General features: G+C 69.8%; 16 protein-coding genes and 8 pseudogenes. 10 read left to right on the plus strand and 14 right to left on the minus strand.

Translation table 11 applies throughout. The features are described 5' to 3' along the window. Positions 1-5 precede the first annotated feature (5 nt). Positions 6-635, plus strand: coding sequence for a potassium-transporting ATPase subunit KdpC (gene kdpC / locus OG609_RS40125; protein WP_327277311.1), 630 nt, complete (start codon positions 6-8; stop codon positions 633-635). Between the two features lie 281 nt (positions 636-916). On the opposite strand, the pseudogene OG609_RS40130 reads toward kdpC, so the two are convergent. From OG609_RS40130 to OG609_RS40175, 10 genes and pseudogenes are all read right to left on the minus strand, one after another. Beyond that, positions 917-997 (minus strand): annotated as a pseudogene (locus OG609_RS40130) (VOC family protein); the annotation flags it as partial. A gap of 213 nt (positions 998-1210) precedes the next feature. Further along, positions 1211-1627 carry an aldehyde dehydrogenase family protein gene (locus OG609_RS40135; RefSeq protein WP_327278347.1) on the minus strand — a complete coding sequence of 139 codons (417 nt, stop codon included), beginning with the start codon at positions 1625-1627 and terminating at the stop codon, positions 1211-1213. Between the two features lie 52 nt (positions 1628-1679). Further along, positions 1680-2561 (minus strand): annotated as a pseudogene (locus tag OG609_RS40140) (aldehyde dehydrogenase family protein); the annotation flags it as partial. Between the two features lie 37 nt (positions 2562-2598). Then, positions 2599-4374, minus strand: coding sequence for an asparagine synthetase B family protein (locus tag OG609_RS40145; protein WP_327277312.1), 1776 nt, complete (start codon positions 4372-4374; stop codon positions 2599-2601). A gap of 82 nt (positions 4375-4456) precedes the next feature. Then, the gene (locus tag OG609_RS40150; RefSeq protein ID WP_327277313.1) at positions 4457-4999 is read right to left on the minus strand and encodes a hypothetical protein; all 543 of its coding nucleotides are present in this window, start codon (positions 4997-4999) and stop codon (positions 4457-4459) included. A 99-nt stretch (positions 5000-5098) separates the two neighbouring features. Next, positions 5099-6010: a hypothetical protein gene (locus OG609_RS40155; RefSeq protein WP_327277314.1), complete on the minus strand. Its 912-nt coding sequence runs from the start codon at positions 6008-6010 to the stop codon at positions 5099-5101. Further along, positions 6007-7194: a hypothetical protein gene (locus OG609_RS40160; RefSeq protein ID WP_327277315.1), complete on the minus strand. Its 1188-nt coding sequence runs from the start codon at positions 7192-7194 to the stop codon at positions 6007-6009. The genes OG609_RS40155 and OG609_RS40160 overlap by 4 nt, the downstream gene beginning before the upstream one ends. After that, positions 7191-8255, minus strand: a complete 1065-nt coding sequence (locus tag OG609_RS40165) for a hypothetical protein (protein WP_327277316.1) — start codon at positions 8253-8255, stop codon at positions 7191-7193. Before OG609_RS40165 ends, OG609_RS40160 begins: the two co-directional genes overlap by 4 nt. Next, positions 8252-8971, minus strand: coding sequence for a cupin domain-containing protein (locus OG609_RS40170; protein ID WP_327277317.1), 720 nt, complete (start codon positions 8969-8971; stop codon positions 8252-8254). The genes OG609_RS40165 and OG609_RS40170 overlap by 4 nt, the downstream gene beginning before the upstream one ends. A 444-nt stretch (positions 8972-9415) precedes the next feature. Then, complete coding sequence (locus tag OG609_RS40175) at positions 9416-9805, minus strand: sensor histidine kinase (RefSeq protein ID WP_442818099.1); 390 nt, start codon at positions 9803-9805, stop codon at positions 9416-9418. Positions 9806-10028: 223 nt separating this feature from the next. Between OG609_RS40175 and OG609_RS40180 the strand changes: the two genes are divergently transcribed. Further along, on the plus strand, positions 10029-11171 hold the full coding sequence (locus OG609_RS40180) for an alpha/beta hydrolase (protein WP_327278348.1): 1143 nt from the start codon (positions 10029-10031) through the stop codon (positions 11169-11171). A 109-nt stretch (positions 11172-11280) separates the two neighbouring features. After that, a pseudogene (locus OG609_RS40185) lies at positions 11281-11370 on the plus strand (IS5/IS1182 family transposase); the annotation flags it as partial. Between the two features lie 289 nt (positions 11371-11659). On the opposite strand, the pseudogene OG609_RS40190 reads toward OG609_RS40185, so the two are convergent. The 3 pseudogenes from OG609_RS40190 to OG609_RS46510 all read right to left on the minus strand — a co-directional run. Next, a pseudogene (locus OG609_RS40190) lies at positions 11660-12965 on the minus strand (cytochrome P450). A 54-nt stretch (positions 12966-13019) separates the two neighbouring features. Beyond that, positions 13020-13922, minus strand: a pseudogene (locus tag OG609_RS40195) (glutamine synthetase family protein); the annotation flags it as partial. Between the two features lie 62 nt (positions 13923-13984). Next, positions 13985-14059 (minus strand): annotated as a pseudogene (locus tag OG609_RS46510) (hypothetical protein); the annotation flags it as partial. Between the two features lie 388 nt (positions 14060-14447). Between OG609_RS46510 and OG609_RS40200 the strand changes: the two are divergent. The 6 genes and pseudogenes from OG609_RS40200 to OG609_RS40225 all read left to right on the plus strand — a co-directional run bounded on the left by OG609_RS40200 (position 14448) and on the right by OG609_RS40225 (position 20314). Then, a complete protein-coding gene (locus tag OG609_RS40200) occupies positions 14448-15794 on the plus strand; it encodes a discoidin domain-containing protein (protein ID WP_327277318.1) in 1347 nt (448 codons plus the stop codon). After that, complete coding sequence (locus tag OG609_RS40205) at positions 15794-17092, plus strand: MFS transporter (protein ID WP_327277319.1); 1299 nt, start codon at positions 15794-15796, stop codon at positions 17090-17092. The genes OG609_RS40200 and OG609_RS40205 overlap by 1 nt, the downstream gene beginning before the upstream one ends. Continuing rightward, a complete protein-coding gene (locus tag OG609_RS40210; protein ID WP_327277320.1) occupies positions 17089-18105 on the plus strand; it encodes a TolB family protein in 1017 nt (338 codons plus the stop codon). Before OG609_RS40205 ends, OG609_RS40210 begins: the two co-directional genes overlap by 4 nt. Positions 18106-18720: 615 nt before the next feature. Then, positions 18721-18925, plus strand: a pseudogene (locus OG609_RS40215) (pirin family protein); the annotation flags it as partial. 74 nt (positions 18926-18999) lie between these two features. Beyond that, complete coding sequence (locus OG609_RS40220; RefSeq protein ID WP_327277321.1) at positions 19000-19782, plus strand: SAM-dependent methyltransferase; 783 nt, start codon at positions 19000-19002, stop codon at positions 19780-19782. Between the two features lie 310 nt (positions 19783-20092). After that, complete coding sequence (locus OG609_RS40225; RefSeq protein WP_382903480.1) at positions 20093-20314, plus strand: TOBE domain-containing protein; 222 nt, start codon at positions 20093-20095, stop codon at positions 20312-20314. A 25-nt stretch (positions 20315-20339) separates the two neighbouring features. Here OG609_RS40225 and OG609_RS40230 read toward each other — a convergent pair whose 3' ends face one another. Beyond that, on the minus strand, positions 20340-20822 hold the full coding sequence (locus OG609_RS40230; RefSeq protein WP_327278350.1) for a molybdopterin-dependent oxidoreductase: 483 nt from the start codon (positions 20820-20822) through the stop codon (positions 20340-20342). Between the two features lie 581 nt (positions 20823-21403). Here OG609_RS40230 and OG609_RS40235 point away from each other — a divergent pair. Continuing rightward, a pseudogene (locus OG609_RS40235) lies at positions 21404-21658 on the plus strand (recombinase family protein); the annotation flags it as partial. Positions 21659-21852 lie beyond the last annotated feature (194 nt).

Raw genomic sequence — 21852 nt, forward strand, 5'->3', positions numbered from 1 at the left:
CCACGGTGCGTACACACATTCCCCCCGTACTCCAGCACCATCTGACCGCCTTGCGGATGCTGCTGGCGTTCACCGTGATCACCGGCATCGCCTATCCACTGCTCGTCACCGGCATCGCCCAGGCCGGTCTCTCCCACCAGGCCAACGGCTCCCTGCTGACGACGAACGGCACGCCTGTGGCCTCCAGCCTGATCGGCCAGAACTTCGCCCTGCCGAAGAAGAATCCCAAGGACGCGAAGGAGCCGCTGCGCCCCGACCCCAAGTGGTTCCAGCCCCGCCCGTCCGCCGGCGGCTACGACCCCACGATCTCCGGCGCCTCCAACCTGGGCCCGAACAATACCGACCTGATCAAGACCGTCAGGGAGCGTCGTTCCGCCGTCGCCGCCTTCGACGGGGTCCCGCCCGCGTCCGTCCCCGCGGACGCCGTCACCGCCGGCGGCTCGGGGCTCGACCCGGCGATCTCCCCGGCGTACGCCTACGAACAGGTCGACCGCGTCGCGAAGGCCCGCCACCTCGCCCTCGCCGAGGTCAAGAGGCTGGTTGCCCGCCACGTCCAGACGCGTGTTCTCGGATTTCTGGGGCAGGAACGCGTCAATGTCGTCGAACTCAACCACGATCTGGCCACGTTGATGTGACCAGAATGTGGGGGTGCCGATGCGAGGGCGGCCGAGGCGAGGACATACACCGGCGTGGGGGCGTGACGTGGACGTGGGGGCCGTGGCCGTACTTACGGGGATCGCCGCGTTCGGCGGCATGCTCGCCGTACTTGTGGAGGTCTATGGCTTGTGCGCCAGGCACAGCGGATGAGAGAGACCGGCGTGCGTGTCCAGGCGCTGGTCGAGCGACGCCCGGGAGGGGGCCGTGAGGAGTCGGCCCCACTGCACTCGCTTCTCCAGTTCGTGACGGAGGACGACAGGCCGAGGGCGTCGCGGTAGAAGGCCAGGGACGCGTCCGGGTCGTCATGCGGGAGGAAACTCGTGTGAATGGTGATGTCCATGACGGTCAGACCAGGTGCGGCTTCGTGACCCGCGCTTCTCGCTTCCTGATCGACCCGGCCACCTGTTTCGCCACACACGGTGGCATCCCCGCCGTCGCGCGCGGGCCGCGCCGACATGCGCAAGCCCTGTTCGTTGAAACACCGGATGATGTCCGCCCACGACCGCATCACATACGACGCCACGCGCCCGCCGTCGTCCGGTGGCCCTTCACCTCAGCTCTCGGGTACGCCGGGCGACAGCCGTACCGTCACCGTCTTGGGCCGTTGGTACTCCTGGAGCGCCAGCGTGCTCAGGTCCGTGCCGTGGCCGGACGAGCCACGCCCGCCGTGCGGGAGCTCCGCCGTCTGCACCAGATGGCAGTTGAGCCAGGCCTCGCCCGCGTCGAGGCGGGCCGCGAGATCGAGCCCCGTGCCGAGACCGGTCGTCCAGACACTGGCCGCCAGGGCCTGGGGGACACTGTTCGCCAGGCCCAGAGCCGCCTCCACGGTGTCCGCGTGCTGGACCGTGAGGAGCGGGCCGAAGACTTCCTCGGTGACCGTCGGGTCGTCGTGCGGGAGATCCGCAAGGAGAAGGGCCGCGCGCCAGTGGCCGTGCTCCTCGCCGGGCGGGGCGGCGATGTCCGCCGCCAGCTGTCGCTTCGCCGACGAGGGAGTCGTAACGCGCCGTCTGGTCCGGGTTGTTCAGCGGGCCGAAGTCGCGGCCTGCCAGCCGGGCACCCATCGCCTGCGTCAGGCGGGCCACCGTCGACTCGTAGTTCTCCGTGAGCGTGATGACCCTGGCCGGCGCCGCGCAGCTCTGGCCCGCGTTGTACGTGGCCGCCTCCGCGAGCGACGCATACGTGTCCGCCGGGGCGTCCGGGAGAACGACGGCCGGGGCGTTGCCGCCCAGCTCCAGGCTGATCCGGCGCGTGCCCGCCCGTGCCGCCACATCCAGGCCCGCCCGGCCGCTGCCCGTGAACGCGACCATGTCCACCGGCGACTCGACCAGCAGCCGACCCGTCCGCCGGTCTCCCGGAAGCGACTGGAGCACGCCCTCGCCCAGGGTCCGCGCGGCGTGCTCCGCCAGCAGTTCCAGCGTGTCCGGAGTGGTCTCCGCCGGCTTCACCACCACCGTGTTGCCCGCGGCGAGTGCCGGGGCGCAGCGCCAGGCCGCCATCATCAGCGGGTAGTTCCAGGGGACGATCACCCCGAGCACGCCCATCGGCTCCCAGCGCACCCAGCTCTCGTGCCCGGACACCAGCCGGCCCGCCGCCGGGGCCGTCCGGGTCCGTGCCGCCGTCGCGTAGAAGCGGAACAGATCCGCCACCTGCTCGATCTCGCCCGCCGTCTCCGCATCCGGCTTGCCCGTCCCGGCCCGCTCACGAGCCGCGTACTCCGCCGCGCTGTCCTCGATCAGCGTCGCCAGCCGGTCCAGGCGCCGCGCCCGGTCCCTGGGTGTCAGGGCGCTCCACGTGCCCAGCGCCGTACGGGCCGACGCCACGGCCGCAGCCACCTCGGGCTCGCGGGAGACGGGCGCCGTGCCGCGGGAACGGCCCGTGCGAGGGTCGGTGAGTTCAGTGTTCATCGTTGCTTCCCGCTCGTCGCTTCCTGCTGCTCGTTCCTCACAACGCGTACGATCGCAGCCACAGTTCCAGCGTCAGCACCAGCCACAACTTGCCGCCCTGACGGGGCAGAAGCGTGCCCTCGCCCTTCATCCAGGCGCGGACCGTGTCCGGGCGGAACAGGCCTCGGCCGGCCGACTGCCGGCTCAGCAGCAGATCGTTCCCGAGATCACGCAGAGGACCCGTCAGCCACTGCTGCACCGGCACCCGCATCCCGCTCTTCGGGCGATCGACGACCGTGTCGGGCAGGAGGTCGCGCACGGCCTCCTTGAGGATCCACTTTTCTGCCGAGCCACGGAGTTTGTACGTCGGCGGCGTCGCGAACGCGTGGTCGACGACCCGGCGGTCGAAGAGCGGTGCCCGGCCCTCGATGCCTTGCGACGCCGTCAGGCGCTCCACCTTTGTCAGGATGTGGTGCGCGCCCTTGGTCCGCAGATTGCAGTGCAGGAGCTGGTTGAGGAGATGGCCCATGCGGTGCGGGCTGTCGGCACCCGGAGTCAGATACGGCTCCACGAACCGCTGGGGGCGCGGGGCGTCCCGCAGCGCGTCGAGCATCTGCGCGGTCAGTAGCGTCGGGAGGTCCGTCCAGCACTTGCGGTACGAGCGCAGATACGCCGTCGCCCGGTCCTCGTCCCATGGCGCCCCCGGTTCACGGTGCATCTCCTGCACCAGCATCGGGAGGTTCTTCGGGCCGCCGAACACGGGGTCGCCTCCCTCGCCGTTGAGCACCACCGAGGCGCCGTCCGCGGCCACGGCCTCCGCGAGCAACAGGTTCGGGACCGTCAACGGATCGCCCACCGGACTGTCCAGGAGCGCAGCCGCCTCCGCGAGCCGTGACGCGACCGTCTTTCCCGACACGTTCAGGACCCGGTGGCGCGTATGGCAGTGGGCGGCCACCAGGCCCGAGTAGCCCAGCTCGTTGGGGAGTTCGTTGCCGAAGCTGATCGAGTACGTGTGTACCGGATGGTTGTGCAGTTTCGCCGCCAGCGCGGTGACGAGGGAGCTGTCGATTCCGCCGGAGAGAAGGACCGCAGCCGGCTCCGCCTCCGGGAGCCTGTCGGCCGTCGCCCGCTCCAGGAGCGCCCGCAGGGCCAGGACATGCTCCGTCGGATCCTGCGGCACCGGCTGCGCGATGTGCTCGCGGGGCTCCCAGTGCACCGCTTCGGTGACTGTGCCGTCCCGCGCCAGCCGCAGCACCCGACCGGGCAGGACCTCCCGCACGCCGGTCAGGAGCGTCTCCTCGCCAGGCAGATAGGCGAAGGTGAGGAACGAACGGACCGCGGACAGATTCATCGACGTGCCGAGCGCGGGCCAGCGCCGCAGCGCCCTCAGCGAGGTCGAGGCCGCCCAGGCTCCGTCGGCGCGGGCGTAGAAGAGAGTCCGGGCGCCCACCTGGTCGCGGATCAGGATCAGGTCCGTACCGTCCACCACGGCCAGCACGAACATGCCCTCGGCGAGCGCCACCCCCGCATCGCCGAGCCGTGCCCAGCAGCGCAGCAGCAGTTCACCGTCGGAGCACCGGGCGGGTACGGGGGTTCCCTCGGCGTGCAGCGCGGACAGGAGGGCCGGGCGGTTGTGGAGGGTGACCTCGCCCACCGCAGTCAGGCCGTATGCCGTGAACGGGCCTTCGGCGCGGCCGGGTTCGTCCGCGATCAGTCCCAGATCAGCCCCGGCGACGTCCACGGCTGCCCGGCCGGTCCCGGCCGCGCCCATCGCCTCGGCATGGGACCGGGCCTGCCGGGTGGTCGGGGCCAGGCAGACGCAGAAGCGTGCCATGGACGGCTCCTTTCCTTTGTGTTCTCTGGTTCGTACTGCTACCGCAGCGGCTACTGCTTCGGGCAGTGCCGACGCGGCCTGCTCAGCCGAAGTCGTCGTCGCTCCAGGCGTCGTCGCCGTTGTCCCAGCCCGCGTCCCAGTCGTCCGTCCCGCCGTCACCGGAATCACCGCTCCCGCCTGCGCCCGAGTCGCCCGAGGACGACGACTGGCTCTGTGCCTGCTGCTGACGGAGCTCCTCTTCCTCCTCCGGGCTCATGCTCAGCGGTGGCAGCTGGGCGGCGGTGATGGCGAGGCCCGCCACTCCCAGGCCCACGAGCATGACGCCCATCCTGCCGCCGAACGATGTCCGGTTGACCAACACCGTCTCGCCGCGGCCCCACAGGGTACGGCCGTATCCGATGTCCCGGGCATACGTCACCGTGCCGTCGGTGAGGGTGCGCTTGATGATGCGGTTGCCGAGGAGCTCGTCGGTGCCGGAGGCGTTCCGGTTGTCGTGCCAGCGCACGAGCTCGCGGTGGGATCCCTCGCGTTGGCGCCACTCCTCCCGGCCGTCCTCGTAGCGCCGGTGGACACTGCCGTCGGCGAGCAATTCGTCGGAGTAGCCGATCTCTTGAGGTCGGATCATCGTGTGCGTTCCTCGGGTCTGTGGGGCGGTCGTGGCCGCGGGAGCCAGGGCCCGCTCGGACGGTTCACTCCGCGGTTCACGGGCGGGTGACGCGGTGGATCACGAGGCGGGCCAGGTCAGGAAACCCGTGGTACGCAGCCCGCGCAGTTCGGTCCACACGGAGCTCCGGGGCGGTCGGGGTCCTCGTGTGAGGCGCAGCACCGTACGCACCAGGCGGGGCGGTGACACGGCTGCGACCTGCGCGAACCGTCCCCGCGCCAGCCACGCGGCCTCCTGGGGCCGCAGCGCCGGAGGCCAGGGGCCGAGAGGCGGAACCGGTGCCGGGCCGCGGCCGGTGGGGAGTCGCAGGGCCGCCGCGTGACGGGGTACGAGTCCGATCGACGCCACCCGTATGCCGGGGACGCGGCCGAGAGCGGCCCTGATCCGCGCCGGGAGCTCGATGCCCTCCGGGCTCGCGTCGTGCAGCACCTGGACCGTCGCGCCCTCCGCCCGCTCGAGCGCCGCGACGAGGCGAGGGGCGAGCGGCAGAGCATCGATCGCCGCGAGGACGGGGCAGCCCGCCTCCAGATGCACATGGTTGGAGAGCAGCATGCGGGCGATCGAACGGTCCTGGCAGACGAGAAGGCGGGGCAGTGCGTAGGCGTAGAGGTCGGGTTCGGAGGAATCGGGCGTGGCCGGGGGCCGTGGCGGCGCCGACGGTACCGGCGGGAGCAGGCCCTCCACGGTCTCCCTGCCCCGCGCCTCCAGGGCGCGCGTGAACGTGCGCAGGCGCAGGGGAGGGGCCGGGGTCCGCGGGATGCGGGTGAGCAGGGTCGCGGCCGGGCTCAGGACGCGGCAGGTCTCGTAGTAGAGCTGCCGTTCGGTGAACCTGATGCCGCCGGGGCCCGCGGCGCGGGCGGCGGCCCCGGTTATCGCGAGATCGAGGAGGCGGGCGCCGGGCCCGCGGCCGGATCGGCGAGCCGGGGCGATGGAGGTCCCGCTTCCGGGAGCCTGGGGGCGTCGCGTGGTCATGCGGAGCTGGTGCCTTCCTTCTTGGACGTGCCGGCGCCGGGTCGGCCGGTGTTCCGCGCCCGTGGGGTCCGCGATGCCTGCGGCCAGGTGAGGAAGCCGTGGGTGTGGGCGTGGCGGGGGCCGGGCGGCGGGGTGGTCAGGGCCCGCTCCACCGCTCGTACGACGATCGATTCGAGGAGGCGCGGAGGCACGGCGGCGATCGGGCTCCAGAAGCCGTCGGCGAGCCACTCGGCGTCGGCCTCGGGCAGACCAGCGACCGTGCGGAGCTGTTCCGCGTCGGCGAACCGATTGTGCCGGGCGAGCCGTACGACGCCCTGCTTGCCCCTGGCCGCGGAGACGGGGAGGCCCGCGTCCACCACGACCCGGTCGGGCTGCGCTGCGCGGATGAGCGGTGCCAGCAGGACGCCCAGCGGGTCGGCGTCGTGCAGGACGACCACCGGGAGCGCGCTGCGGTACTCCGCGAGTGCCTTGAGGGCCCCTGCCACGACGTCGGAGCGCACTGCGGTTCCCTCCGTGCCGACGGCCTCCAGGAGGAGGGCCCCCAGACGGCCGGGAATGTCATTGGTCGTGAGGAAGAGGGCTGCCACCCGGTCGGTGCAGAGGATCACGGCCGTGGGCCGGGACAACGGATCAGACGTACGGGAACGGTCTGCGCTGCGTGGCCGGGGCACGGGGCGCACATCGTCGACGACGCCTTTCGGCAACCGGCCGTACGCCGCAGGCCAGGCGCCCGTCATCAGCTGACGGAAGATCTCTTCGGAGGGGATGATCTGCGAACGGGGCGGCCGACCGGGGCGATAGCGCATGGCCGATGCAACGACGAGGACGACGCACCCGGCAGCTCCGGCGACGAACGCGAGGACACCGTCGGTCAGGACCGCGCACAGGAGGAGGACGACGGCCACCGGCAGAGCCACGAGCCAGCGGATCCCGGTCGGCACACCCTGCGGACCCTGCTCGGCCCACGCGTAGTTGCGGGTGCGGGACAGGTACCAGAGCTGGGTGAGGGTGATCTTCAGGCGTCCGTGGTCGGTGGCGTGCTCCGCGATGCCCCGGATACGGATGTCGTGCATGCCCATGCCGTGGACCGCAGGGTCGAGTGCGAACCGCTTCCCGCAGTGCGCGCACACCCGGCCGGTGCGCTCCTTGCCCGTGAGCGAGGCGGCGCAGCCGGGGCAGATCACCGCTCACCCGCCCGGTCCCGGGCCGTTGGGCCGGGCCAGGTCATGAATCCCACGGACGCGGCGCGGCGCCGTTCCGGATCGACGTTCCTGGTGACCTGTTCGGCGATCCGGGTGACGGCGGTGAGGAGCCGGGCGGGGGGCATGCCGACGAGCGGGAACCCCCAGCCCTTTCCCAGCCACTTCAGCTCCTCCTCGGTGAACTCGCCGAGTGCGGTGAGCCGCGCCATGGTCTCCCGGTCGGGCCGACCGTTTCGGTCGCGGTAGGGCACGGCCTGGGCGAGACCGCGGACGGTGCGCAGCGGCAGTCCGGCGTCGATCACCGTGCGTTGCCCCAGACTCTCGCGGACGCGCCGGACGAGGAGCTCTCCGTGCGCGTCGGCGTCGTGGAGCACGATCACCGGGCCCTGTGTGGGCAGGGCGCGGACCGCGTCGAGATCCTTTGCCGGCGCGATCCCGTAACGGGCGGGCAGGCCATCGGCGATCAGGAACGCCGTGATGGAGCGGTCGGGGCACAGGAGTACGGCACCGGGCTGAGCGTCAAAGGGCGCACGAGCTCTGGCCCGAGAGGGAGCGGGAGGGGTGTCGTCGACCACCCCGGGTGGCAGCCCGCCGTACACGTTCCGCCAGGGCGCGAGCGCCTCCGAACGGAACGCGGCACGGCTCATGACCGGGAAACCCCGGCTCACACCGGCGGCTCGTGCGAAGGCGAAGCCCGCGGAGGCGAGCAACAGGGCGCCCGAGATGAGGGCGAGGTACGCGATCTCGGCGAAGATGGCGAAAACGCCGACGAACAGGCCCGCGCCGAGCGAGGCACCCGCACACCCCGGCGCGAACTGGCTCTCCTTGAGGCGCTTACGAGAGAGCGCGTACCATAATTGGTCCGGCGCCACTGCGATCCTGCCCTCCTCCGTCACCTTGGCGAGGATCCTGCGCACCCGCAGGTCACTGAGGCCGAGGGAGTTGGTCTTGGGGTCGAGCGCGTACGTGCGCCTGCAGTGGGAGCAGGTGTTGTTGGGACGCTCCTTGCGGAGCAAGTTCTTCTCGCAATGCGGACAGATCACCGGCGGACCTCCAGTGCGGTTGCCACACGGCGCAGTCGTTCGGCCAGACGCTCGCGGACGGTGGTGGTGGCGATGCCCCGGTCCTGCTGAAGGTGCTCGATGTCGCGCAGCGCGGCGGCGAGTGCGCGGTAATCGGTGGCGGTGGCCACGGTCACCTGGCCGGCCGTCGGGGTGTCGTCCGTGGCGCGGCGCTCCGCCTCCCCGGCGGTTATCGCGTAGTCCTCGTGGTCGATCCCGTAGCCGGTGTTGGCTGCGAGGATCGTCAGCGGATCGGTGCCCCTGTTCGCGAAGGAATGGGGCATCATCTCCGGAATCCGTATCAACATCCCGGGAGTCAGCGGGACTTCGGTGACCCGGTCGCGGTCCGCGTCGTGGAGGCCGCACGCCGCATGGCCCAGGCTGAGGACGAAGTGTTCACCGCCGTGGGCATGCGGGGTGAAGGCGCTGCGCGGCCCCACGACACCGAGTTTGACTGTGGCGTTCGAGGGACGTTCGGGCGAGGTTGCCGCGTCGCCCACCAGGTAGTGGGCGAACTGCCCGTCATCAATGAAGCGGAGGAACTCGCGCTCGGGTCCCAGCTCGCGGGCGCCCTCGCGGTCGGCCAGCTCGATGCCTCCGTCCGGCCTCAGGTGGTACAGCTCCACACCCTTGGGGAGCGTGCCCCACGCTCCGCCCGGCATGGCGTCGGATATGCCGTCATGCGGTCTCCCGGACATCGCGCCTCCCCCCGTGTTCCTGTGCGCGGCGCGCGCTTCGCAAGCGCATCGTATGGCCTTGATTCACAACAAGGGGAGCGTCTGGAGCGACTCTTGGACAACGTGCGCGCGAACGGTGGGCGAACACGCGTGGGGCGGGCGGCAGTGTACGCGGGGTGTGGACACGGACGTTTCGGTGCCGTGCTGTCACTTCCGGGCAGGTGCGGGGCCGGTGTGCACAGCGGTGCGGCGTGGCGATGACGGGTCAGGACGTGGGTGCCGACCAGGCCGATTGTCTCCAAGAGGGCGCACATGCCCGCGGGGTAGATGAAGGGGTGGTGGAACCGGGACTCCGTCGTGGTCTCGGGGAGGTCGAAGAGGAGCCTGGTGGCGGTAACTCAGCAGGGCTCGGTGGTTACCCAGCCGTGCCGTACGTGCTTCTTGTCGATTCGGGCGGCGGTTCGGTCACGTGTGACTCGGACGGTGGTGAGCCTCATCAGTGTCGTCCTTCGACGCGGTGGTCGGTTCGGGCAGGAGCAGGCGGAAGGCGCAGCCTTCGCCGCGGCGGTTGTCCAGCTCGAGGCGTCCGCTGTGGGCGGCAGCGATGGTGAGTCCGAGGCCCGAGCCGGGTTCGGGACCGGTCTCGGCGGGCGGGTCGAGCGGTGTCGCCCGGTAGAAGCGGTCGAAGACGCGAGGGGCCTCGTCGGTGTGGATGCCGGGGCCGTCGTCGGCGACCTCGATGACACAGACGGATGTGCCTGGCGGCAGCGGTGGACCGCTTCCGAGCCCTTCGTGCGCCGGGCGCGAGTGGCGCCGACGCGGGCTCGATACCGCGCAGTCGTACTCGCTTGCCAGTCCAGAATGATGTCATCCCCTATTCGATCAGGCTGCAGTGCGCGAGGTCCAGGCTTCCGCCGACCTCTGAGACAGCCTTTGACCTGGAGTTTTGAGGCCTTGCCGGGGGCGAGGGCGGGTGGCAACGGCAGTAGCACGGCGTCCCGCGGTCTCTGGCGTCCGACGTAAAAAGGTGGAAAGGCGGGTAAACCATCGCGGTGCATGCGGCATCCTCTCAAGCGTGATGAGCCTGACGGGGACACCCTTCTTCCTGGCCACGATCGCGCTGGCCGTGGTCACCGTGCTGCTTCCCCTGCTGCTGTGGGGTCGGGTACGCGGCCCTGCCGTGGTGCGCGGCGCGGTCCGCCTGGTGATGGTCGTCCTCGCGCAGGCGGCAGCCGTGCTGAGCGTCTTCGTGATGGTCAACAACACCAACGGCCTGTACGACAGCTGGGCCGACCTGCTCGGCACCGGACACCACATTGTTGCCGCGCCCGACCTCGGGCGCGACGGACTCGGGGATCACAAGCACCTGGCGAACGAGTCGAAGGTCGCACAGGACTTCAGCCTGACGCACGACGCCCGGTTGGGCCGGGGCGTCCGCGTCACCCAGCTGAGCGGTCGGGTGTCAGGGGTGCGCGGAGAGGTGTACGTATGGCTGCCGCCGCAGTACGGCCAACCGGCCTTCCGGCACCGGAAGTTCCCCGTGGTCGAGCTCCTCGGCGGCTTCCCCGGATCGGCGAAGGCGTGGTTCGGCAGCCTGCGCGTGCAGTCGCAGCTGGAAGCCGGGATGCGGAGGGGGGAGATCGCCCCGTTCATCCTCGTGGAGCCGCGGACCAATCTGCTGGCGGGTCAGGACACCGGGTGCGCCAATGTGCCGGGTGTCGTGGACGCCGAGTCCTGGCTGAGCGTGGACGTCCGGCAGATGGTGACCGATACCTTCCGCGCGCAGAGCCGTGCGAGCGGCTGGGCGGTGGCCGGGTACTCGGCCGGGGCACACTGCGCCGTGAAGATGGCGCTCTCCCACCCCGACCGGTACCGGGCCGCCGTGGGCCTCTCCGGCTACAACGACCCGGCCGCCGAGCGGGTTTCCCTCACGGGCCGGGACCCGGAGCTGCGGCGGGTCAACAACCCTCTGTGGATCCTGCGCCACGCCGCCACCCCGCCGTGCGTCTCGCTCTACCTCTCGGGCGGGCGCAACGACGGCTACCGTGACGGCCTCGCGCTGCGGCGGGCGGCAGCGCCTCCGACGCGGGTGGTGGTGGCCGAGGTGAGCGGGCCGCACACCACTGGGCTGTGGAAACGTCAGGTGGGGCATGTCTTCCGCTGGCTGACGGCCGAACTGTCGCCCTGCGTGGGGCGGGTCGTTCCTTCGAGTGGCATCTGATCGATGGGGGCCGGCCGGACCGGGGCGCCCGTTACGGCGCGCGGATCATCTGCGGTGAGCCCCGTCGGCAAGCGCGTGTACGTCCTGCGCCACACCTGCCTGACCACCCAAACGTATAGGCGTGCGCATGGACCGCAGAAGGATCGGGTCCAGCGAACGACTGGGACGCCGCAGGTGGGGCATCGAGCGAACCATGTCGGCTAAATCGCTCGCACATCCCAGTCAGCGGCCGAGTCGTCGTGGGGTGTCGAGCGGCCGAGTGTCCCAAGCCGCCGACTGAAACGGTCCTGAAGCCACACCCGACACCCCTCGGTGAGCCAACCCTGCGCATGGCTCGCGCAGCCGGGGCAAGAAGGGAGGACGGTCTTGGCTCATTCGGTGGTTGCCCGGATGAGGGGAGGGACGTTCTGCGGTAGGGGTGGCCGCAGAACGACCTGCCGGCGACGCCTGGCGCGTTGTCCGCACCGCGTGCAGTCCCCGCTCAGTGATCAGACGAGGCTGACCTCGACCGGGAGCTTCTTTATGCCGTTGACGAAGTTGGAGCGAACGCGGGGGACGTCGCCCGCGAGGCGGATGCCGGACAGGCGCGGGGTCAGTTCCTCGAACATGATGCGGATCTCGGTGCGGGCGAGCAGGTTGCCCAGGCACAGGTGCGGGCTGCCCTTGCCGAAGGTGACGTGGTCGTTGTTGGTGCGCGTGACATCGAAGTCGTACGGGTTGTCGAAGACCTTCTCGTCGCGATTGCCGGAGGCGTACCACATGACGACCTTGTCACCCTCCTTGACTCGCTTGTCCCCGAGTTCGACGTCCCGGGTGGCGGTGCGGCGGGAGTGGTAGACGGGCGAGGCCCAGCGCAGGAACTCCTCGACCGCGGTCGGGATGAGGGAGGGGTCGGCCTGGAGCCTGGCGAGCTGTTCGGGGTGCTGGATGAGGCCCAGCATGGAGTGAGTGATGGTGTGCCGGGTCGTCTCGTTGCCGGCGACGACAAGGAGCAGGAAGTAGTTGTCGAATGCCCTGGTCGGAGAGGGGGATCCCGTCGCGCGGGGTCTCGTTGACGAGCTTCGAGATCAGGTCGGTGCCGTTGCCGCCGCGGCGTCGGCGGGCGAGTTCTCGGCCGTACTCGAAGACTTCCAGCGAGGCGGGGGAGCGGAAGGGCAGGTCGCGGTACTTCTCGCTCTCCTCGCTGTGCAGGAGGACGTCGGCGTAGTCGGGGTCGGTGTTGCCGATGATGCGGTTGCCCCAGTCGATGAGCTGCTGGTTGTCCTCCGGCGGCACGTCCAGCAGGCGGGCGAGGACGTTGATGGGGAAGTCGGCGGAGACATCGGCGACGAAGTCGAAGGTGCCCTTGGCGAGGGCCGTGTCGAGGGTCTTGGCGGTCAGGCCGCGCAGGAAGTCCGCGTAGCTGTTGATGACGCCCTGGCCGAACTGGCGCTGCAGCAGGCTGCGCATGGCGCGGTGGCGTACGCCGTCCAGCTCCAGGATGGAGGCGCGCTTCTTGATCTGGTCCTCGTCCACCTCTTCGAGGTTGACGAACTTGGCGGAGGTGAAGGTCTCGGCGTCGCGGTCGACACGGGCGATGTCCTCGTGCCGGGTGACGGCCCAGAAGCCGGAGTTGGGTGACTCTTCCGGCTGCCAGTGGACGGGGTCCTCGTGGCGCAGGGTGTGGAACATGCGCCAGGGAGTGATGCCGTCGGTGAAGTTGTCGAGGTCGGCGAGGTCGACGTCCTTGAGCGACAGCGGTTCGGTCATGGCTTCGCGGGCGGTCCTGTCCGGGGCGGGGAGGTGGGTGGTCATGATGGTTCGTCTCCTTGGCGTCAGGGGTGGCAGGTCATGGGCCGGGGTCACGGGTCACATGTGGTACGCGTACTCGGCGAACTCCCAGTCGGTGACATGCCGCTGGAAGCGGTCCACCTCGTCCCGCTTGTAGGAGAGGAATGAGGCGGCGAAGTCCTTGCCGAGGACCTCCGTGAGCGCGGTGTCCGCCTCGAACGCGTCGAGGGCTGCGGGCAGTGAGGTGGGGAGCAGCGCGGCCTTGGCGGTGTCGTAGCCATAGCCCTCGAGGGGCGCGGGCGGCTCCTCGGCGGCCTGGATACCCAGGAGTGCGGCGGCGAGCGTTCTGGCGATGGCCAGGTACGGGTTGGCGCCGGCGTCGCCCAGGCGCAGTTCCAGCCGGGAGCCGGAGCCGCGCTCGGGCGGGATACGGACCATGGCACTGCGGTTGTCCAGGCCCCAGTCGATCAGCCAGGGGGCAAGGGTGTCCGGGCCGAAGCGTTTGTACGAGTTCACGGTCGGGTTGAGGAGCGCGGCGAGTGCCGGGGCGTGGGCGAGGATGCCCGCGACGGCGTGGCGCGCGGTGGTGGACAGGCCGTGCGGGCCCGCCGGGTCGTCGAAGGCGTTGCGGCCCGCCTCGTCCTGGCAGGACAGGTGGAGGTGGAAGCCGGAGCCGCCCGCGCCGTTGAACGGCTTGGCCATGAAGGTGGCGAGGCGGCCCTCCTTGCGGGCGAGTTCCTTGACAGCGGTCTTGAGGCGGAAGGCGCGGTCGGCGGCGTCCATCGCCTCCGAGTGATCGAGATTGATCTCGAACTGCGCACCGTCGAACTCGTGGTTGCCGTTGGTGACGCCGATGTCGAGGTCGCGCAGCAGGCGAAGGGTGCGCAGCAGGTGGTTGTCGGGGTCGGCGCGCAGACCCGCCGTATAGACGACGCCGGCCACCTCCGAGTAGCGGCGCCAGCCGCTCGGTGATGTCGGAGCGTCCGCAGGTGCGCCCCCAGCTCGGGCGGTTCCTGGATCTCGAACTCGAAGCCGAACGCGGCGACCCACACCACGAGATGGTCCGGGTTCCGGGAACCGTTGCGCAGGATGCGGGTGCGGTCATCGACCGGCTCCATCACCCCCAGGGATGGGGCACTTGGCCGGCCATCCGTCGAGCCGCTCTGCGCCGTCACGGCCCTGTGCGGCCTCTACGCCGACACCGTAATCGCCGGCCGGGTGCGGCTCATCCCTCACCGAGGTCGCTGCAGGGTGGGTAGCCGGATGTGGCTGGGTGCTTAACGGGGTACAGAGCAAAGGGAGTTGGGGGACTGGTAGGAAAGTTTACTGTTCGCTAGCATTCCGGGCGGTGGCTTGGCGCGGTGTCTGACACCCGTAGGCATGACGCGCTCAGTGAGAGCTCTGGCCCGGCCACCATGATGCCGCCTCCTGCCCGCGCGAGGGTCGGGGCGCGAAGTCACGCACCAATGCCCAGCTCTCGCCACCCCCAAGGCCAGGAGTCCAGGGATGTACCTGAACGGCTCAGCTCCGCTCTTCACGACGACGCGGCGCCGTACGGTGGGCGTGGTCATCGCCGCCGCACTCCTCCTCGTCGGAAGCCTGCTGCTCGCCTACCCCGACCGGGCCGACGCCGCCGCCGACCCCCTTATTTCGCATGGCAAGCCCGCCACCGCCTCCTCCAGTGAAGCCTCCGGCCTCGGCCCGCAGAACGCCTTCGACGGCGACCCGGCCACCCGCTGGGCGAGCGCCGAGGGCGAGGACCCGCAGTGGATACGTGTCGACCTCGGTGTCACCGCCAACGTCACGCGCGTGGAGCTGAGTTGGGAGGCCGCGTACGCCAAGGCGTACCGGATCGAGATCTCCGCCGACGGCACCACCTGGACCCGGCTCGCCAACGAGACGGCCGGGAACGGCGGCACCGACGACTGGTCTGCCCTCTCCGGCAAGGGCCGCTACCTGCGCGTGTACGGCAGCGCGCGCGGTACTGCCTACGGCTACTCGCTGCACGAGGTCGAGGTGTACGGCATTCTCGACGGCGCGCCCCCGCAAACCGGTGCCTTCACCGTGGTCGCCGCCGGTGACATCGCCGCTCAGTGCACCGCCTCCGACAGTGACTGCGCCCACCCCAAGACCGCCGCACTGGCCCAGAAGCTCAATCCGAAGTTCTATCTGACGATGGGCGACAGTCAGTACGACGACGCCCGGATCGCCGACTTCCGCGCCTACTACGACAAGACCTGGGGTGCTTTCAAGGACAAGACGCATCCGGTACCGGGCAACCACGAGACGTACGATCCTGCCGGGTCGCTCGTCGGCTACAAGACGTATTTCGGGATGATCGCATACCCCCAGGGCAAGAGCTACTACAGCTTCGACGAGGGCAATTGGCACTTCATCGCCCTCGACTCCAACTCCTTCGACCAGAGCGCCCAGATCGACTGGCTCAAGGCCGACCTCGCCAGGAACAGCAAGGCGTGCATCGCCGCCTACTGGCACCACCCGCTGTACTCCTCGGGCGGGCACGGCAACGACCCGGTCAGCAGGCCGGTCTGGAAGATCCTGTACGGGGCCAAGGCCGACCTCGTGCTCAATGGGCACGACCACCACTACGAGCGGTTCGCCCCACAGAGCCCCGATGGGGAGGCCACCGCCGACGGAATCACCGAGATCGTCGGCGGCATGGGTGGCGCCGAGCCATACCCCATCGAGAACGTCCAGCCCAACAGCCAGAAGCGGATCAGCGGTGAATACGGCGTCCTGAAAATGGACTTCACCGACTCCGGCTACAGCTGGAGCTACGTCGGCACCGACGGCAAGACCAAGGACACCAGCCCGAAGTACGCCTGCCACTGATGTATCTGGCGACCACAGGCCGCCGGGACGCGCCGGCCCCGCCTCGCACCGGCGGGGCGGGCCGACGCGTCCCCGGCACCGTCCTGGCACTCGGCACGGTCAGCCTCGTCACTGACATCTCCTCCGAGATGGTCACCGCGGTGCTGCCGCTCTACCTCGTCCTCGGACTCGGTCTCTCACCTCTCCAATTCGGATTCCTGGACGGCCTGTTCAACGGCGCCGCCTCCGTCGTGCGGCTGCTCGGCGGGCACGCCGCCGACCGCGGCGGCCGGCACAAACGGGTCGCGGGCATCGGCTACGTCCTCTCCGCCTGCTCCCGGCTCGGCCTGCTGCTCGCGGGCGGTGCCACCGCCGGGATCGCGACCGCCCTGGCCACCGACCGGGTCGGCAAGGGCATCCGAACGGCGCCCCGTGACGCGCTGATCACCCTGAGCAGCCGACCCGAGGCGCTCGGCCGGTCCTTCGGTGTACACCGGGCGATGGACACCACGGGCGCCCTGCTCGGCCCGCTCGCCGCGTTCGCCCTGCTCTGGGCGACCGCCGACGCCTACGACGCGGTGTTCGTCGTCAGCTTCTGCGTCGGCCTGCTCGGGGTACTGATCCTCGTCCTGTACGTTCCCGGTGGTCACCCGGCACCACTCACGAACTCGACTCCCCCTACACGAAAGACATTTGGGGCACTCCGTGATCCCGCCTTCCGGCGGATTCTCGCAGCCGCCGCTCTGCTGGGTACCGCCACCGTCGGTGACGCCTTCGTCTACCTCCTGCTCCAGCGCTGCCTCGGCCTCTCCATCGGCTGGTTCCCATTGCTGCCGCTCGGCGCGGCGGCGTGCTATTTGCTGCTCGCGGTCCCGGCGGGCCGGATCGCAGACCGGTTCGGCCGACGAATGCTGTTCCTGTACGGACACGTCGCGTTACTCGGCGTGTACGCCACGCTCCTCGCCCCGACCGGCGGCCCGGCCCCGCTTCTCCTTGTGCCCGTCCTCGTGCTGCTGGGCGTCTTCTACGCCACCACCGACGGGGTACTGATGGCCCTGGCCGGACCAGTGCTGCCCGCCGACGGGAGGGCGGGCGGACTTGCCCTGCTCCAGACCGGCCAGGCGTTGGCCCGGATGCTCGCCGCCGCGGGCTTCGGCGCGGCGTGGACGGTGTGGGGGCCACGCCCCGCGCTGTGGGCGGCGATATCGGCTCTGCTCGCAGCGCTCGCGGGCGGCTGGGTACTGCTGCCGCGCAACCGGTCCGGCACCCCGGCCCCCGAGGGGCCGGGAGCCCCGATCCCCGAGAGGCGGACCGCATGAGTGCCAGGTTCCCGAGAGCCGCGACCCCGCTCGGCCCACGGGCCCGTATCGCCGTCGTGGTGGCCGCGGTGCTACTCCTCGCGGGCGGCTCCGTCTGGTACACCCTGCACGCGGAACAGCGGTCGGTGGAGCAACGAGCCGACGCAGACGTCTCGTTCACTCTCGGTGGGCCCGCGCTGTACTTCCGGGACTCGGTCACAGGACGCGTCGCGCATCAGCCGCTTGCCGGACCCCCCGGCGCCCGCACCACCGGCGGCCCGACCTGTGACCGCTTCTACGCCTCGGGCGATACCGCGCTCTGCCTGCGCGCCGAGCCCGGGGTGCTGCCGAAGACATACGCAATCGTTCTCGACCGGCAGCTGCGCGAGATGCGCCGGATCACCGTGCCGGGCGTTCCCACCCGCGCCCGCGTCTCCGCCTCCGGGCGGATGCTGTCCTGGACGGTGTTCGCCACCGGTGACTCCTACGCCACCACCGCCTTCTCCACGCGGACCGCCGTCCTCGACCTGCGCACCGGCTACCTCATCAAGTCCATGGAGGAGATCCCCCTCACCATCGATGGCGTCCGCTACCACGCCCCCGACGTCAACTACTGGGGGGTGACCTTCGCCCGCGACGACAACCGCTTCTACGCGACCGTCTCCACCAAGGGCCGCACCTACCTCGTCGAGGGGAACATGAGGGACTGGTCGGCGAAGGCGCTGCGGAAGAACGCCGAGTGCCCCTCCCTGTCGCCTGATAACACCCGGATCGCCTTTAAGAAGAAGGTTTCCGACGACCCGGCCGCGCCCTGGCGGCTGTACGTCCTCGACCTGCGGACCATGCGTGAGACGCCGCTCGCCGAGACACGCAGCGTCGACGACCAGGCGGCCTGGCTGGACGACAGCACGGTTGCCTACGCGCTGCCGGGCGCGGCCGGCCGGGCGAGCGACATCTGGACCGTCCCCGCAGACGGCACGGGGGCACCCCGCGTGGCCGCGGCGGGCGGATCGTCACCGGTGGCGGTGGGCTGAGCCAGAGGCCCGGAGCAGAAGCAGCCCACCCAGCAGGGCTGCCATCGTCCCTGCCGAGCGGTACGCCGGAGGCATGGTCTCGAGGGCCGGCAGACTCCGGCTCGGAGGCTGTTCTCTCCATTCGGCATCTACCAACCATTGCTGCTCCAGGACCAGTTCAGAGCGCTGTTTCGCTCTGACGTGCACCGCCCCGGTCGGATCGAGGTGAGTGTTTTCTTCGTGATCTACATGCCGGATGCGGCCGCGAGCCGTTGTCGGTGGTGGCTTCGGCAGGCCGGGGCCTGGGGGTGCCTGCGCCAGTGACCAGTTCAGCAGCCCGGTGGGGGAGGTCGGTTGGGTGAGGGAGGAGGCGACGGATCCTTGGAACGGTCAGATCGACCGGGACATGGGTGCGAAGAGTGGCAAGGACGTCAGAAGGGTCGTCGGATTCGCCAGGCGTTGCAGTATTGGATGTGCAAGCGGGCGGGTACATGCCGACGTGCCCGTGCCCGTGCCCGTGGGCCAGGGCTGAGCTCGACGCAGAAGTGCCCGGCGTCTGGGCAGCGGTGCAGGTGTGACGGGGCCTGGTCGACGAGGCCGCGCAGGGCGGTGCCGTGCTCGCGGAACGCGGTGGAGCTGCTCCACGGCGTCCAGCCGTGGATGGCGCTTCCCCATGAACACCGGCACACCCGCCGTGACTTCCAGCACTACGTTCCGAGCCCGGTCCGGGCGGGCGGTCGTAGCCGAAGTCAGGGTGTTCCTGCGGGCGATGGCAGGTGACACCTCTCCGGTGCGGACCTCCACGCCCCTGCTCGGTGCCGAACTCATCCTTGAGCCAAAGGGACGGTTGCATGGCCGCCTGACAGGCCGCCGCAACGGCGTGAGGCGTTAACAACCGTGATAGAAGAGGGTGTTATGAAACACGAGGCATACGACGCAGACCGATTCCACAGCGCTGTTCCGCACTCGGCCCGCGTCTGGAACTACTGGATCGGCGGCAAGGACCACTACCCAGTGGACCAGGAGCTGGGAGATCAAGTAATCGCGAGCTACCCCCAGACGCGGGAACTTGCCCTGGCGTCACGGGCCTTTCAGGCGCGTGCGGTGCGGTATCTGGCCGAAGCGGGAATAACCCAGTTCCTTGACATCGGGACCGGGCTTCCCGTGCAAAACAGCACGCATGAGGTCGCGCAGAGCGTCGAGCCGAAGGCTCGCATCGTGTACGTCGACAACGACCCGCTCGTATTGGCACACGCCCGCGCCTTGCTGACAAGTGCACCAGACGGGATGACGGACTACGTGCACGCGGACATGCTGGAAGCCAAGCAGGTGCTCCAGGAAGCGGCGCGCACCCTGGACATGACACGACCCGTGGCCGTGATGGTGCTGTCCACACTGGGACACCTTCAGCCCCAGGCTGGCATCGACCTCATGCACCAGTACATGGCCGGCACAGTGGCAGGCAGCTATCTGGTCCTCTGCGACACGGTCGCCACGCCCCAGACGCTGGCTGCGCAGCAGGCTTACGCGGCGGGCGACACTCCGCCATACCTGGTGCGCCAGCCGGAGGAGATCCTCGCGAGCGCCGACGGGATGGAGTTGGTCGAGCCCGGATTCGGGTCGATCACCCTCTGGCGAGCGGACGAAGAGGACCTTGAACCGGTCGACCAGTGGGGATTCGTCGCCCGAAAGGTGTAAAAGTCGGCGACTGCACCGGTCGATGCATTGAGCCCGCGTTCGCATTTGGCTGTCCGAAGCGGCCACTGCACGCTTCAGCGCGCACGCGGCTTCGCTCGGCGACCCCCGCCCGGTGCGTGCCGCCCTGCGGCAGGCCGAGCCGGTGTTCCGGCAGGCACAGGATCTTGGCCATGGTGGCGGCTCCTCATCCGTTGTTGCGGGAAGGAGCCGTTCACGGTCCTCACCCGGGCCCGCGCGTGGTCGAAGCGGACGTATCCATGTGCCAATAGATGGCAATTACCCGCGATGTCAGTGCCGTTGACGGGGATGGGTGGCCACAGGACCGTCGAGGGCCGCCCGTACGCGTACGGTGCGTGCGACTTTCAGGAGGGCCGTCACCGGGGGCGCCACGGCGAGCGTCAAGATCTCCGTCGAGGGCGGCGAGCTGACCGCCGCGGTCACCAAGGACGCGGTCACCGATCTGCAGATTGCGTCCGGGGCGTCCGTCGTCACGCTGATCAAGTCGACGGAGATCTCCTTGGCTGCGGTCTGATCTCCGGGCGGGAGACGATTCCGTTCTAATCCGGAGCTGTCCACGCCCCGACCCATAATTGTGTGATGGCGCTGATGTAGCGGGCGCCGCAGCGGTCGGCGGGAACCACGAGTTGGCTACCGACCGCGTCCAGTTCCCGATTGTCCATCCGCGTGGCGAGCAGGACAGGGACGTTGCCGAAGTCGGCGTCGATCTCGGCCCAGGACAGCACCGTGTGGTGGCCGTCCCCGCCGGTGACAGCCAGCAGGAAACGGGAACGGTCCTTGCGCCGTTGCGGGTCGAAGGCAGGGCCGGCATTCAGGATCACCTCGCGCAGGAGTGGACCTTCGAAGCTGTGGCGCTGCGGGCCGCTGGTGGCACAGTCGAAGACAACCTCGGTTCGGTGCTGCTTCCATCCCTCCCGCAGGTCCCGCACCGTCAGCGTGGCCGGTCGGTCGACATCTCCGCGCAGGGCGAGAGAAGCGGTACGTACACGAGGTGTGCGAGGTGGCGAGCTGAGTCGGCTCATCGGATTCCCCAGGTCGGACGGCCCGCAGGGCGGCTGCCAGAAGATATGCCCCGCCATCGGCCCATGGAATCGCAACTATGAGGCAATCTCCGTCTGCAGCCTCGCATTTGTGAGGTCCTGTCGCGATGCTCTCTGGCATCCTCCGGTCATCCGCCCACGGATCGCCCGGCCCGGGCACGTGCGTGCGCCGGGTAGCTTCTGGGCACTGCCGTATCCCTGCTGCGGGCTGTCTCGTTGGGCCGAATGAGTGAGGCCTCGATCGTCGCCGATTCATCCTCGCGGGCTTCGTGTGTCGCCCGCACGATGACCGCGTGCAGATACTTGTCAAACGCGGTCATCGGTGCGCATCCTCAGCTTGACTCCGGCGGTGATGAGCCTCTTGGCGTGCTTCTTGTGGACGGCTTGGCGCGTGACACCGAGCGCCTCGGCGATGCTGAGCACCCGCGATCACGGGCCGGAGTGTCGAGAAACGAACGTCTGCCGACACTCGCCCCCGTGATCACGAGCCCGCAGGCGGGCGGTGTCGGCAACCCGCGTCGGAAATCAACGTCGAAGAGCGATGCTTGGGGTAGGTTCCGACAGTGCCTATCGGCTACTGCCGCATCTCGACGGCCGACCAGAGCCCTGATCATCAGATCGACGCCCTGCTGCGGGCCGACATCGACCGCGACAACATCCACGTCGACACCGCGAGCGGCGCGAAGGCGTCCCGCCCGAAGCCCGACCTCGTCATGCAACTGCTGCGCGAGGGCGACACTCTGAAGGTCACCCGCTTCGACCGGCTCTCCCGCTCCGTGCTGCACCTGATCACCTTCGGCGCCGAGCTGCGTGAGCGGGGCATCGGGCTGCACGTCATCGAGAAGGGCATCGACACCTCCACCATGGAGGGTCGGGCCCGGGACGGGCATCGGCGGGGACTGCTGCCGGCGCCGTCTGAGCTGCTGAGTGAGATCACCCACGGCGCGTTGGAGCGGCTGCTCTCCTCGCGGTCGCCGCGCGAACTCGATCGGACCGCGGCCGATCTGCTGCG

The sequence above is a fragment of the Streptomyces sp. NBC_01224 genome (genome assembly GCF_036002945.1).
Taxonomy (GTDB): Bacteria; Actinomycetota; Actinomycetes; order Streptomycetales; family Streptomycetaceae; genus Streptomyces.

Bases quoted from the DNA above. Each gene is read 5' to 3' on its own strand.
- OG609_RS40210 (WP_327277320.1), top strand. From the start codon at position 17,089: ATGAGTGCCAGGTTCCCGAGAGCCGCGACCCCGCTCGGCCCACGGGCC.
- OG609_RS40155 (WP_327277314.1), bottom strand. From the start codon at position 6,010: ATGACCACGCGACGCCCCCAGGCTCCCGGAAGCGGGACCTCCATCGCC.
- OG609_RS40150 (WP_327277313.1), bottom strand. From the start codon at position 4,999: ATGATCCGACCTCAAGAGATCGGCTACTCCGACGAATTGCTCGCCGAC.
- OG609_RS40205 (WP_327277319.1), top strand. From the start codon at position 15,794: ATGTATCTGGCGACCACAGGCCGCCGGGACGCGCCGGCCCCGCCTCGC.
- OG609_RS40180 (WP_327278348.1), top strand. From the start codon at position 10,029: ATGAGCCTGACGGGGACACCCTTCTTCCTGGCCACGATCGCGCTGGCC.
- OG609_RS40230 (WP_327278350.1), bottom strand. From the start codon at position 20,822: ATGAGCCGACTCAGCTCGCCACCTCGCACACCTCGTGTACGTACCGCT.
- OG609_RS40220 (WP_327277321.1), top strand. From the start codon at position 19,000: ATGAAACACGAGGCATACGACGCAGACCGATTCCACAGCGCTGTTCCG.
- OG609_RS40145 (WP_327277312.1), bottom strand. From the start codon at position 4,374: ATGGCACGCTTCTGCGTCTGCCTGGCCCCGACCACCCGGCAGGCCCGG.
- OG609_RS40200 (WP_327277318.1), top strand. From the start codon at position 14,448: ATGTACCTGAACGGCTCAGCTCCGCTCTTCACGACGACGCGGCGCCGT.
- OG609_RS40170 (WP_327277317.1), bottom strand. From the start codon at position 8,971: ATGTCCGGGAGACCGCATGACGGCATATCCGACGCCATGCCGGGCGGA.